The organism is Frankia sp. CcWB3 (assembly GCF_977927595.1).
The window spans coordinates 2,390-15,587 of the sequence record NZ_CDWRCK010000089.1 but is presented as its reverse complement, the minus strand read 5'-3'; the positions used below and the strand labels follow the sequence as shown (position 1 = coordinate 15,587).

Annotated in this window: 13 protein-coding genes; all 13 read right to left on the bottom strand. The window is 69.7% G+C overall.

The window, feature by feature from the left end:
- Positions 1-283: 283 nt before the first annotated feature.
- On the bottom strand, positions 284-1,819 hold the full coding sequence (locus tag ACY5KJ_RS09240) for a YifB family Mg chelatase-like AAA ATPase (RefSeq protein ID WP_462187768.1): 1,536 nt from the start codon (positions 1,817-1,819) through the stop codon (positions 284-286).
- Complete coding sequence (locus tag ACY5KJ_RS09235) at positions 1,819-2,175, bottom strand: YraN family protein (RefSeq protein ID WP_462187769.1); 357 nt, start codon at positions 2,173-2,175, stop codon at positions 1,819-1,821. Before ACY5KJ_RS09235 ends, ACY5KJ_RS09240 begins: the two co-directional genes overlap by 1 nt.
- A 300-nt stretch (positions 2,176-2,475) precedes the next feature.
- Entirely contained in the window at positions 2,476-2,772 is a 297-nt protein-coding gene (locus tag ACY5KJ_RS09230) for a DUF2469 domain-containing protein (protein ID WP_011437963.1), read from the bottom strand.
- A complete protein-coding gene (locus ACY5KJ_RS09225; RefSeq protein WP_462187770.1) occupies positions 2,769-3,491 on the bottom strand; it encodes a ribonuclease HII in 723 nt (240 codons plus the stop codon). The genes ACY5KJ_RS09230 and ACY5KJ_RS09225 overlap by 4 nt, the downstream gene beginning before the upstream one ends.
- Positions 3,488-4,555, bottom strand: coding sequence for a signal peptidase I (gene lepB, locus ACY5KJ_RS09220; protein WP_462203184.1), 1,068 nt, complete (start codon positions 4,553-4,555; stop codon positions 3,488-3,490). Before lepB ends, ACY5KJ_RS09225 begins: the two co-directional genes overlap by 4 nt.
- A gap of 184 nt (positions 4,556-4,739) precedes the next feature.
- Positions 4,740-5,096: a 50S ribosomal protein L19 gene (gene rplS / locus ACY5KJ_RS09215; protein WP_462187772.1), complete on the bottom strand. Its 357-nt coding sequence runs from the start codon at positions 5,094-5,096 to the stop codon at positions 4,740-4,742.
- A 246-nt stretch (positions 5,097-5,342) separates the two neighbouring features.
- The gene (gene trmD / locus ACY5KJ_RS09210; protein WP_462187773.1) at positions 5,343-6,131 is read right to left on the bottom strand and encodes a tRNA (guanosine(37)-N1)-methyltransferase TrmD; all 789 of its coding nucleotides are present in this window, start codon (positions 6,129-6,131) and stop codon (positions 5,343-5,345) included.
- 120 nt (positions 6,132-6,251) lie between these two features.
- Positions 6,252-6,791: a ribosome maturation factor RimM gene (gene rimM / locus ACY5KJ_RS09205; protein ID WP_462187774.1), complete on the bottom strand. Its 540-nt coding sequence runs from the start codon at positions 6,789-6,791 to the stop codon at positions 6,252-6,254.
- A 47-nt stretch (positions 6,792-6,838) separates the two neighbouring features.
- The gene (locus ACY5KJ_RS09200; protein WP_462187775.1) at positions 6,839-7,072 is read right to left on the bottom strand and encodes an RNA-binding protein; all 234 of its coding nucleotides are present in this window, start codon (positions 7,070-7,072) and stop codon (positions 6,839-6,841) included.
- Positions 7,073-7,531 carry a 30S ribosomal protein S16 gene (gene rpsP, locus ACY5KJ_RS09195; RefSeq protein ID WP_462187776.1) on the bottom strand — a complete coding sequence of 153 codons (459 nt, stop codon included), beginning with the start codon at positions 7,529-7,531 and terminating at the stop codon, positions 7,073-7,075.
- Positions 7,532-7,795: 264 nt separating this feature from the next.
- The gene (gene ffh / locus ACY5KJ_RS09190) at positions 7,796-9,349 is read right to left on the bottom strand and encodes a signal recognition particle protein (RefSeq protein WP_462187777.1); all 1,554 of its coding nucleotides are present in this window, start codon (positions 9,347-9,349) and stop codon (positions 7,796-7,798) included.
- Positions 9,350-9,738: 389 nt separating this feature from the next.
- Positions 9,739-10,983, bottom strand: a complete 1,245-nt coding sequence (gene ftsY, locus ACY5KJ_RS09185; protein WP_462203183.1) for a signal recognition particle-docking protein FtsY — start codon at positions 10,981-10,983, stop codon at positions 9,739-9,741.
- A 63-nt stretch (positions 10,984-11,046) separates the two neighbouring features.
- A partial coding sequence (locus tag ACY5KJ_RS09180) for an AAA family ATPase (protein WP_462203182.1) occupies positions 11,047-13,198 on the bottom strand: 2,152 nt, incomplete at its 5' end.

Here is a 13,198-nt window from a genome sequence, read left to right as displayed (position 1 = left end):
CATCGCCGCGATCAACAAATGGCTGCCCCGATAAACTTCCCAAACAGGCCCTAGGACGACACGGGCCAACCGCTCGGGATCCGACCAGTCGGTGTCATCCGGTGCCACCCTCCCGGGCGCGGGACCGGGATCCGCCCCCCGGGCATCCGGCGGAGTCGTCGAGCTCATGTCCCACTCCCTGAAGACGGCACCGGATGCGGCTTCTTCCTCCTGCGCGACACGGTCTCCTGCGCGACACGGTTCACGTCACGGTCAGGAGCGTCCCCACGGGGGCCTCCCATGCTCATGCCGACCACCCGGGCAATCTCAGATCCAGCGCGGCACCGAACTGCTCGGGACCGGGCGTGCCCCGTCCGGCGAGATCGGCGAAGGTCCACGCCAACCTCAGGACACGGTCGAGACCGCGCGCGGTGAGCAGGCCTCTTTCGAATGCCCGCTCGGCCACGGCCGTCGCCCTCGCCGGCAGCGGCCACAGTCGGCGCATCGCCGGCCCCGGCACCTCCGCGTTGAGCCGCCACGGCGTTCCGGCCAGCCGGACCCGGGTCGCCTCCTGGGCCGCGGCGACCCGCGCCGCGACGACCGCGGACGAATCACCCTGGCCACGGTCCGCCCGTAGCTCCGCCCGGCTGGGATCGCTCAACGCCACCTGGATGTCGATCCGATCCAGGAGCGGCCCGGACAAACGGGCCAGATAGCGCCGACGGACCAGGCTCGGGCACTCGCAGCCCACCGCGCGTGGGCCACGGGCCTTCGAACACGGGCAGGGATTCGCGGCCAGAACCAGCTGGAAGCGGGCGGGAAACCGTGTCGTCGCGCGAGCGCGGGCGATCTCGATCTCGCCGCTCTCCAACGGTTGACGTAGCGCATCGAGACTTTGACGGGTAAACTCTGGCGCCTCGTCCAAAAACAGGATGCCCCGGTGCGCCTGACTGGCCAGCCCGGGCCGAATCACCGTCGAGCCTGCCCCGACGAGTGCCGCCGGGGTCGCGCTGTGGTGCGGACTACGATACGGCGGTCGGGTGACGAGCGGGCAGTCCGCGGGCAGCAGGCCGGCGACCGAATGGACCGCGGTCACCTCGAGAGCGGCCTCGGTACCGAGGTTCGGCAGCAGCCCGGGCAGTCTGTCGGCCAGCATGGTCTTGCCACTGCCGGGCGGCCCCTGCATGAACAGGTGGTGGCCACCGGCCGCCGCGACCTCGACGGCCAGCCGGCCCCTGCTCTGCCCCGCCACGTCCGCCAGATCCCCGACCTGACCGTCGGTGGAGGCAGCTTCGGCCGTGGGGGCCGCCACGGGCTCGGCGGCGATCTCTCCCCGCAGGAGCGCCAGCACACTGGTGAGATCGACAGCGGGCTCTACCACCGCGCCCGGTACCAGCGCCGCCTCGGCGGCGTTGCCCGCCGGTACCACGACCCGTTCGATACCGGCAGCCACCGCCCGAAGTACCGCCGGGAGCACCCCGCGGACACCGCGCACCCGGCCATCCAGCGCCAGCTCGCCGATGAGTACCCGACGGAGCAGGGCGGCGCGCGGCACCACACCGGCCGCGGTGAGGATCGCCACCGCCATAGCCAGGTCGAAACCACTGCCCGATTTCGGGAGGGTGGCGGGGAACAACCCGAGCGTGATGCGCCGATCAGGCCACCGTTGGCCCGAGTTCACGATCGCGGCGCGAATCCGATCCCGTGACTCATGCAACGCGGCATCGGGCAGACCGATGAGAGTCAGCCGCGGAAGACCATTGGCGAGATCCGCCTCCACCTCGACGATGTGACCTTCGACCCCGACGACCGCCGCCCCCCGGGCCCGCGCGAGGGCCATCAGAACGCTCCCCGGATGTGCTCGACACGAACCGGACCCGCCGGAGGGCGGGACACCAGGAGGACGTCGAAACACACCAACGACGAGGCGTGGGGGTGCTCTGCGAGCCATCGGGCAGCCAGGCGTCTGATCCGAGCCGCCTTGCGACCCACGACGGCCTCGGCGGCCGATCCGTAACGCGTCCCGGATCGGGTCTTGACCTCGCAGAACACCAGGCTCTCACCGTCCTGCACAACGAGATCGAGCTCGCCCTCGCGGCAGCGCCAGTTACGGTCGAGGATCTCGGCGCCGACCGCCGCCAGATGGCGGGCGGCGACATCTTCGCCGAACCTGCCCAGTGCGTCCTTTGCCCGCATCGCCGCTCCCGTTCGCCGGGGGACGGGTGCCCGCCGGTCGTGACCAGCGTGGACGTGGGCGGGCCGGAGAGCCATCCACATGATCGATATGTGGATGGCGAGGGTTTCTCCACAGGAACGAGCTGGGCGGACATCTCAGCGGGGCATCACGGGCTTCGGTGACGGGCCGACTCGCACTGTCGATCCAGGCGACGACCGACCGGAATGAGATGCCGATCTGCCGAACATACCGCCGAGACGATCAAGACGCCGAAGCGATCAAGCGGCCGGGGCTGGAAAGCGTGACGCCGAGAGTCGGCGTCAGAGCTCGGCCTTGGTCAACTCCTCGACGTTGATATCTTTAAAGGTGACTACTCGGACATTTTTAACAAAACGCGCAGGACGGAACATGTCCCACACCCAGGCGTCCCGCAAGATCAACTCGAAGAAGACCTCGCCGTCCGTGCTGTTCCTGACCTCGATCTGGTAGTCGTTCGCGAGGTAGAAGCGGCGCTCGGTTTCGATCACATACGAAAAAAGCCCCACCACGTCGCGGTACTCGCGATAGAGCTGCAACTCCATCTCGGTCTCGTACTTCTCGAGGTCTTCCGCGCTCATACAGTCTCCGTGACGCCATGTCGGCTGGTCACAAGCACCCTGTCCTCCAGCCGCAATGATCGTGCTTCCCTCGTCGTCGCCGCATGCGCAGCCACGTTGACGTACGACATCCGATGCTCGTCACACGGTCCGCAGCGCGCCAGCGCCGCCGCGTGGGCCGCGGTGACGTATCCCTTGTGCTGCGCGAAATCGTACTCGGCATAGCGCGTGTGCAACGCACGCATGATCCGGTCCCTCGTCACCTTCGCCACGACCGAGGCTGCCGCCACGCACGCGACCACCCGGTCTCCCTTCACCACCGCCAACGACTCCGCTCCGAAACCGGCGACCGCGAATCCATCCGTGAGCACGTACCCTGGGCGCACAGGCAGGCGCGCCACCGCGCGTCGCATTCCGGTGATGTTGGCTACGTGCAGGCTGACCCGATCGATCTCGGCCGCGGAGATGACGACGGTCGACCACGCCTCGGCGGCGGCCGTCACGTCCTCGAAAACACTCTCACGGATCTGCTCGGTCAGGAGCTTGGAGTCGGCCAACCGCGCCAGCCGTCGACGAGCCTCCGGAGCCAGAATCACCGCGGCGACGACCAAGGGTCCGGCGCATGCCCCACGACCCGCCTCGTCGACCCCTGCGACCGGACCGAGACCATGCCTGTTCAGAGCGCGCTCGTAACCGAACAGCCCCGCATCCCGGCGAAGAGCGGCACCGTAGTGTCTCATGACGGACCGCGGCGCCGAGCCGTCCCTGACGCGCGCGTGCGCGTGGGTCCTCGTGGCATCCGGCGGGGCCGACGGGTGGCGGTCCACGCCGGGGGGATTAGCACGGCAAGGGCGAACAGGGATGCGTCATCCGTGGCCGGGGAGCCCGGCAGCGGCACCGCGGCGTCGTCGGCGGAAGACAACGCGGCCGATGTGGCCGACGTGGCCGACCCGGCCGGCGCACGAGGAGCCGGAGACACCACCGACTCGACGGGAATCCCGGCGAAATCGTTTGGAACGCCCAGGAATCCGAACCGGCCGAGTGGCCAGACACGGACGAAGGCCCGTCCCACCACCGCATGCTTCGGGATCGGCCCGTTCTGCCGGGCATCCGAGGAGGCCCCGCGATGGTCACCCATCACCCACAGGTAGCCAGCCGGGACGGTCAGCGGGCCGAACCGCTGATAGTCGTTCTGGTAGACGTACGGCTCGTCGAGCGGATGGCCGTTGACCGAGACTCTGCCCGCGGTATCGCAACACGCGACCGTGTCGCCGCCGACCGCTATGACGCGTTTGATGAAGTCGGTCTCGCTCGGAGCCCCGAGACCCAACAGGTTCTGCGCGCCACGAACGAACCTGCTGAACGCGTTGCTCGGCGGCGGGACGACGGACTCGGCATGATCGAATCCGGTCCCCTTGCCGTTGAAGACGACGATCTCACCCCGATGCACGTCGCGGAAGTGGTAGACGACCTTGTTGACAAGAACCCGGTCGTCGACGAGCAGTGTCCGTTCCATCGACTCCGAGGGGATCCAGAACGCCTGGACCAGAAAAGCCTTGATGAGCAGGGCGAGCAGAAAGGCGATCAGCACAAGGACCGGGAGCTCGCGGAGGAACGAGCCACGGCCACGGGCCCGCGCCGCCTCAGGCCGGGAAACCCGACGACCGGTGGCTTCCGGACCGTCGGGCTGCGCCTGGTCCTTCGGGCCGTCTGGCTCGGTCGCAGGGCTCGGCTGCGCGCCGTCCGGCTGGCCGCACTCGGTCCTTCCCGGTACCCGAGGCCCACTGGGATCGGATGCGTTCACGCCGCCACCTCGCAGGATCGACCGCCAAACCTCATCGGACCGGTCGACGTGCCACCAGCCGCACCTTGCGACAGCGTTGCGGACCGTGCCGCCTATCTTCTTCCATCAACGGCGACGGCACCTGCACGGGCAACCGGCAAGTCGCGGATGGAGAATCCGGACGCGTCACGGGGTGGCGGTGACCTCAGCGCGCGACCGGCTCACGCTTCTCCTTGATCTTGGCAGCCTTACCGCGCAGCTGACGCAGGTAGTACAGCTTGGCCCGTCGGACGTCACCGCGGCTCACGACCTCGATCTTCGAGACGATCGGGCTGTGGAGGGGAAAGGTCCGCTCCACGCCCACGCCGAAGCTGACCTTACGGACGGTGAAGGTCTCCCGCACCCCGCCACCCTGGCGGCGGATGACGGCACCCTGGAAGACCTGGATGCGCTGACGGTTTCCTTCGACAACCCGCACGTGGACCTTGAGGGTGTCGCCCGGCCAGAACTCGGGCACGTCGGTCCTCAGCGACTCGGCGTCGAGGCTGTCCAGGGTGTGCATGGCAGTCGCTTCCTGAAGAGTTGAGAATGGATCGTCCGCGGCCCCGGAACGCACCGAGACGGACAATCCATGGTCGAGGCCGATCTGGCCGGCATGGGTGGACGCAATCACCGCGAGGTGTCCCGCGGGGAAGACATGCGACCCGAGGCCGCCCGAACCGGTCACGAACCGACGGACACTGCATCCTACTGTGCCACACCTAGGAGAGAGACCGGACCGCCCTGCCCCTCGCCTGGCCCCTCGACGTCACGACGATGGATCAGGCCGGTCCCCTCGGTGGGGGCCCGGCACCATCCGCCCGGCAGCCTCGGCAGCGGCGGCAGCGAGTACGGCTCGGTCCGCTTCGGCGAACTCGCGGCGTTCCAGGAGGTCCGGGCGCCGCAACAGGGTACGACGAAGCGCCTGGGAACGACGCCAGCGGGCGATCGCCTCATGATCGCCGGAGCGGAGAACGGACGGCACCTCGGCCCCCCGCCATACCGGCGGACGGGTGTAGACCGGGCCTTCCAGCAAGCCGTCGGAGAAAGAGTCGTCGACGACCGAGGCACTGTTACCGAGGACTCCGGGCAGCAGCCGCGTAACCGCTTCGAGAATCACCAGAGTCGCGGCCTCGCCCCCGGCCAGCACATAGTCTCCGATGGAGATCTCGTCATCGGCCCAGGTCTCGATCATCCTGGCGTCGATACCCTCGTAGCGCCCGCAGCAGAACACCAGCCAGGGCTCGCGCGCCAACTCTTCGGCATATCGCTGAGTGAACGGAGTCCCCGCCGGGGTCGGCACGACGACCCGGGGCCGGCTACCGGCCACTCGTGCGGTGATCTCCGACAACGCCGCGTCCCAGGGCTCGGGCCGCATGACCATTCCCGGGCCTCCCCCGTAGGGGGCGTCATCCACGGTGCGATGAACATCCGTGGTCCACATCCGCAAATCATGTGTATGGATCTGCAGGGTTCCGCGCTCCTGGGCCCGGCCCACGAGCGACAGACGCAGTGGCTCGAGATAGGCCGGGAAGATGGTGACGATGTCGGCGCGCATCGGCTGCTTTCAGAGATATCGGTTCTCAGAGGTATCGGCTGCCTGCCGGGAAACCCGACCTGCCCGCCAGCCGAAGACCGGGCCGAGGCGGCGCAGCCAACTTCCGGCGCAGGACCCGAGTCAATCGAGATCGAGCAGGCCGGGCGGCGGATCCACGACGATCCGGCCGGCGGGGGGGTCGACGGTCGGCACGATGTCACGGACGAAGGGGACGAGATGCTCGCCACCGTCCGGGCCGCCGATCGCGAGCAGGTCTCCCGCAGGGGAGTGAATGATGCCGGTGACGTGCCCCAACAACATGCCCGCCGTGGTCACCGCCCGCAGGCCGACCAGGTCCCGATCCCACCACATCTCCACGGCCTCGCCGTCGGCGGCATCGTCGTCGAGCGGCGATCCCGCCTGATCCGCGTCGATAGCCAGGAGCACGCCGCGCAGCGCCTCCGCGGCGCCACGATCGTCCACCCCGCGAAAGTGAAGCAACAGGCGACCCGAGTGCCAACGAGCGCCGGAGACGGTGAGCGGAGTTCCGCCCCCTTCGCGACCGAGGACTGCCCCTACGGCGAACCTGCGGTGGGGCACGTCGGTGCGAATCTCGATCGTGACCTCACCGCGGATGCCATGCGGCCGGCCGATCCGCCCGACGACGATCTCCTCAGCCACGACTTCTCGAGCAATCAGGACGAAGCTCGCGACAGCATCGGCGGATCCTAATGATCCACATCGACAACGTCGATCCGAAGGCCCCGGCCTCCGACACCGCCCATCACCGTGCGCAGCTCACGAGCGGTACGGCCTCGCCGACCGATGACCTTCCCGAGATCTTCGGGGTGCACCCGCACCTCCAGGGTACGTCCACGCCGACCGTTGTTCAGGTCCACCCGGACGTCGTCGGGGTGATCGACGATGCCTCGCACAAGATGTTCGAGGGCCGCCTCCAGCACCTACTGCCCCGCGGTCGTCGGTGCGTCCGTGGCCGGGGCGGCTTCCACTTCCTCTGCCGACTCTGCCGACCCGGACTTCTTGGCCTTCTTCGGCGTGGTGGCCGGCCGGTCCTCGGCGCCCGCGGCAGCCCGCGCGGCCGCCTGGAAGATCTCCCGCTTGTCCGCCTTTGGCTCGGCGACCTTCATCGGCGGGGGCGCCGGCAGGTTCTTGAACTTCTGCCAGTCCCCGGTGACCTTGAGGATCGCGAGGACGGGCTCGGTGGGCTGTGCACCGACCGAGAGCCAGTGCCCCACCCGCTCGGCGTCGACCTTGATGATGCTCGGGTCGGACTTGGGGTGGTACTGCCCGATGGACTCGATGACCCGACCATCCCGCTTGGTACGGGCATCGGCCACGACGATGCGGTAGTGCGGCTCGCGCATCTTGCCGAGACGCTGCAGTTTAATCTTGGTTGCCACGGTGGTCGAACGGCTCCAGACATGTCGATGACCACTGGTTTTCCACGGCTGCGCATGGAGCCCCGGTGGTGGGAAGCACCCGCGCCGGACAACCACTCACACATCTCCCGCGCGACACCGCGAGGAACCGCGACACCGCGAGGAATGAGGGCAGCCACACCGGCGCTGGCAGGCAGGGCCTGTATTGAGCTTACAGTCTGCCAGATCGTGACCGCCGCGCACGACCGGGGAGCCCGTGCATCCACCACGGCCGCCTCGCGCGGGTCAACGGCCCCCGCGGGGGCCGCGCGGCGGCATCCCACCGAAGCCGTCCTGCTGCCGCATCAGCGCCGAGAGATCCGGCATGCCGTCCGGAAGCGCGGGGCCCTTCGCCAGCCGCTCCTGCGCAGTGGACTTCTGCGCCTTGGCCTGGGCCGCCCGTGCCGCCGGATTACCCTTGCGGCTGGCTCCCTTGCCCTTCTTCGCGGCCTTGCGAGCCGAGGCGGCCTTCGCTCGACCCATCCCCCCCGGCATCCCCATGCCGCCGGCCATCTGCCGCATCATCTTGCGGGCCTCGGCGAACCGGTCCAGCAACTGGTTGACCTCGGTGACCGTGGCCCCGGATCCACGCGCGACCCGAGCCTTGCGGGACGCCTGCAGGATCCTGGGATCACGCCGTTCCGTCGGCGTCATGGACCGAATGATCGCAACCACCCGATCGACGTCCCGATCGTCGACCTGCGCCAGTTGATCCTTCATCTGGCCCATACCCGGCAGCATGCCGAGCAGGTTGCCGATCGGGCCCATCTTGCGGACCGCGAGCATCTGCTCGAGGAAATCCTCGAGAGTGAACTCGGAGGCGACCATCTTCGCCGCCATGGCCTCGGCCTGCTCGGCCTCGAACGCCTTCTCGGCCTGCTCGATGAGGGTGAGGACGTCACCCATACCGAGGATCCGCGACGCCATGCGTTCCGGGTGGAAGACGTCGAAGTCGTCCAGGGCCTCGCCGGTGGAGGCGAACATGATCGGCCGACCGGTCACCTGGGCGACCGAGAGGGCCGCACCACCGCGCGCGTCGCCATCAAGCTTGGTCAGGACCACTCCGCTGAATCCCACGCCATCGGCGAAGGCGCTCGCGGTCGCGACCGCGTCCTGACCGATCATCGCGTCCAGGACGAAGAGAATCTCATCCGGTGAGACGGCGTCGCGGATGTCGGCCGCCTGCCGCATCATCTCCTCGTCGACGCCGAGCCGCCCGGCCGTGTCGACGACGACCACATCGAAGACCTGCCGGCGCGCGTGCGCGAGCGCGTCGCGCGCGACGCGCACCGGATCCCCGACCCCGTTGCCGGGCTCGGGCGCGAAGACCTCCACCCCGGCCCGCGCCCCGACCACCTGCAGCTGGTTGACCGCGTTCGGACGCTGCAGGTCGGCCGCGACCAGCAGCGGGGTGTGACCCTGGGCCTTGAGCCAGCGCCCGAGCTTGCCGGCCAGGGTGGTCTTACCCGTTCCCTGCAGGCCGGCGAGCAGGACCACCGTCGGCGGGGTCTTGGCGTACCGCAGCGTCGTCGTGCCGCCGCCGAGGATCGCGACGAGCTCCTCATTGACAATCTTGATTACCTGCTGGGCAGGGTTCAACGACGCACTGACCTCGGCGCCGCGGGCACGCTCCTTCACCGCGGCCACGAAGCCACGGACGACCGGGAGCGCGACGTCTGCCTCGAGCAGAGCCACCCGGATCTCCCGCGCGGTGGCGTCGATGTCGGCATCGGTAAGGCGCCCTCTGCCACGCAGCGACGCGAAGACCTTGTCGAGGCGGCTGGAAAGGGTGTCGAACACGCGCACACACTCCGAGATCGCAGACGGACCGCAGGCACCAGCGTACGCACCCGACGACGAGGACAGCACACCCCCGCGTCCGATCAACCGACGACGTCACGCATCGGCCGATCGACGCGGACGCGACGTGCGCGGCCCGGCGAGGCATGCCCGCACGGACACCGACCTGGTCATTCACCTGCCGGGCCCGCCCTCTGCGCTGAGGAGGGCGAGACGCCTCGCCGGACGCTCACCCCCCGGCCAGGAGAACACCGAGGAACATGGCGCGGCTGACCACGGAGCCCCACAGCTCCGCTCAGTGATGAAGCTTAGGTCACATGCCGAACGGCCGGAAGGCCTTGACGCTGAGCACGTTGTGGTCTTCGCCGATCCGGCGGCCACTCGATCGATCAGCCAGCTTCGCCCAACAGGGCGTCGACGAACGCCTCCGGCTCGAAGGGAGCAAGATCGTCTGGACCCTCTCCCAAGCCGATCAGTTTCACCGGCATGCCGAGCTCGCGCTGCACGGCGATGACGATCCCGCCCTTGGCCGTACCGTCCAGCTTGGTCAGCACGACTCCGGTGAGATCAACCGCCTGCGTGAACACCTGTGCCTGGACAAGCGCGTTCTGACCGGTCGTGGCGTCGAGCACGAGCAGCACCTCATCGACCGGACCGTGCTTGCCCACCACTCTTTTAATCTTCGCCAGCTCGTCCATCAGGCCTGCCTTGGTGTGCAGCCGGCCGGCGGTGTCGATCAACACGGTGTCCACACCGCTCTGCGTGCCCTGTCGGACCGCATCGAACGCCACCGACGCGGGGTCACCCCCCTCGGCCCCGCGGACCGTGATCGCGCCGACCCGTTCACCCCAGGTCTGAAGCTGATCCGCGGCCGCGGCACGGAACGTGTCCGCCGCGCCCAGCACGACCGTACGCCCGTCCGCGACCAGCAGCCGCGCGATCTTTCCACAGGTCGTGGTCTTGCCCGTACCGTTGACACCGACGACGAGTACGACGGCGGGACGATCCGGGGCCGTCGTGCGCAGCGATCGGTCGGTCGTCGTACCGATCTGGGCAAGCAGCTCGTCGCGCAGCACCGCCCGCACATCCGCAGGCGTGCGGGCACCGAGCACCTTCGTGCGTTCCCGCAGCGCGGCGACCAGCTCGGTGGTCGCCGTAACCCCGACGTCGGCGAGGAGCAGGGTCGCCTCCACGTCTTCCCACGCGTCCTCGTCGAGATTGTCGCCGGACAGCAGGGAGAGCAATCCGCGACCGAGCGCGTTCTGCGAACGAGCCAGCCGCAGGCGCAGCCGGACGAGGCGGCCGGCGGCCGGCGGCGGTGCCTCCGGCGGGATCCGCTCCTGGACCGGGATCCCCGGCGCGGCCGGTATCTCGGCGGGCGGGGCGCCGACGCCCTCGGTCTCCGTCGGGGACGGCGGCAGCACATCGGGAAGACCGATGTCGTCGACCGTCCTGGTCGCCGAATCTCGGGGTACCTCGGCATCGTCACCGACCCCGGGACGGTAGTCGGCGCCCGGGCGCGGGCCTTCCTCGACGGATCGGCGGGGGCGTCGGCGCAGGGCCGTGCCGGCCACCAGGCCCACGGTGGCCAGTACGACGACGGCGATGACGACGATCAGGATGAGGAGCTCCACGTACCGATCCTGACAGATGACGCCACAAGGCCGTGGCGCTCGCCCGGCGGGAGGGCGGCGGCGTCAGAGCGCCGCCCGCTCCCGCAGCCGCTGACTGATCACTGTCGTCACCCCGTCGCCCCGCATGGCCACGCCGTACAGGGCGTCAGCGATCTCCATCGTCCGCTTCTGGTGGGTGACGATGATCAGCTGCGACTTCTCGCGCAGACCCTCGACAGCATCGAGCAGCCGGCCGAGGTTGCGGTCGTCCAGAGCTGCCTCGACCTCGTCGAGCACGTAGAAGGGCGAAGGACGGGCCCGGAATATCGCGAGCAGGAGAGCGAGTGCGGTCAGTGAACGCTCCCCGCCGGACAACAGCGACAGACGCTTCACCTTTTTTCCCGGCGGCCTCGCCTCGACCTCGATGCCCGTGGTGAGCATGTCATCAGGATCGGTAAGCACCAGCCGGCCCTCACCGCCCGGGAACAGCGTCGAGAAAACGATCTCGAACTCACGAGCGGTGTCCGCGAACGCGACGGCGAAGACCTCACGCACCCGCAGATCAACCTCCTCGACGACCAGTAGAAGATCCCGGCGGGTGCTCTTGATGTCTTCGAGCTGCGCGGATAAGAACGCCGCCCGCTCCTGAAGCGCGGCGAACTCCTCGAGGGCGAGGGGATTCACCCGCCCCAGCCGGGCCAGCTGCTTCTCCGCGGTGGCAGCCCGGGCGCTCTGCTCGGCTCGATCGAACGGCACCGCGGTGCCGTCGGGCTCATCCGGCGGGACCAGCGTGCCCGGCCCGAACTCCGCCACCAGGTCGTCCGCGTCGATGCCGTGCTCCTCCAGAGCCTTGGCTTCCAGTGTCTCCACCCGCAGCCGCTTCTCCGCTCGGGCCAGCTCGTCGCGATGGGCGGCGTCGCGCAGCGCCGCGAGTTCGGTGGCCAGGGCGCGCCCCTGGTCACGCACCCCGACCAGCTCCGTCTCGGCGGCCTTGCGCAGTGCGTCGGCCTCCTCCCGCTCCGCCGCGGCGCGAGCCAGCGAATGGTCCAGTCGGTCGAGAGCGACCTGGGCCGCCTCCCCCATCACCGTCGCGACGGCCGCCTGCCGCTCGCGGACCTCGTGCCGACGGGCCGCCGCGGCCCGTGCCGCCCGCTCGTTCGCCGCCGCGCGGATCAGTCCGTCGGCGCGTCCCTGCAGGCCTCGCACCCGCTCCTCGCTGGTACGGACGGCCAACCGGGCCTCGACCTCGGCGGCGCGCACGGCGGAGGTGGCCGCGACGAGCCGGTCCCGTTCATCCGGAGCACGCTCCCCGGCCTCCGGCTGCTCAGATGTCGCGGCGAGCGACGCCTCGAGCTCGGTCAACGCTCCGTATGCCCGATCACGGGCTGTTTCGGCCCGTGATCGGGTAGCCTCCAGCCGGGCGATCTCGGATGCCGCGGCCCCTCCCGAACGATCGAGCTGCGCCATCTGCTCGGACAGCGCCCGGTGCCGGGCATCGGTCCCGTGCAGCGCCGCCAGTGCCGCGTCGATGGCGGTACGGGCCCGGGTCACCTCGGCACGCGCGGGCTCGAACGCCTCGTGGGCGGACTCGACGCGACGGGTCGCCTCCGCCACGCCGGCCTCGGCCTCGTCCGCCGCGGCCTGCAGTTCGATCGCAGACGGCGGGTTCGCGCTGCCACCGATCGAGAGGGGCGCACCGATGACGTCGCCGGCGCGGGTGACCACCCGCAGGTCGGGACGCAACGCCGTGGCCCGCTCGGCCGCTGCCAGATCCTCGACCACGACAGTCCGGGCGAGCAGGGACGACACGGCGGTACGGAACCGGTCGTCACCGATCTCCGCCAGGTCCAGCGCGGCAACGGCACCGGCCGGGAGCGGACCGTCGGCGCTGGCCGCCCCCGGGTCGGTCGCCGCGCTGCCGACAGGGCCGGCGCAGGCGGCGGGATCGGCGCAGGCGTCAGGCTCATCCGCGACGGTGACGGCGGCCACCAGCGATGCTCGGCCGGCGCCCGTTTCCCGCAGCCACGCAAAGGCCGCCATGGCATCTTCCGACGTGCCGACGAGCAGGGCGTCCGCCGCCGCGCCCAGCGCCGCGGCGATGGCCGCCTCCGCGCCGGCGGTCACGCTCAGGACGCCGGCCAGCCGGCCGATCACCTCGAGGGTCGGATCCAGTGCCGGAGCCGGGTCCTCCGCCGTGTTCGAGGCGCCCCGCCCGGTCTGCCCGGTCTGCCCGGCC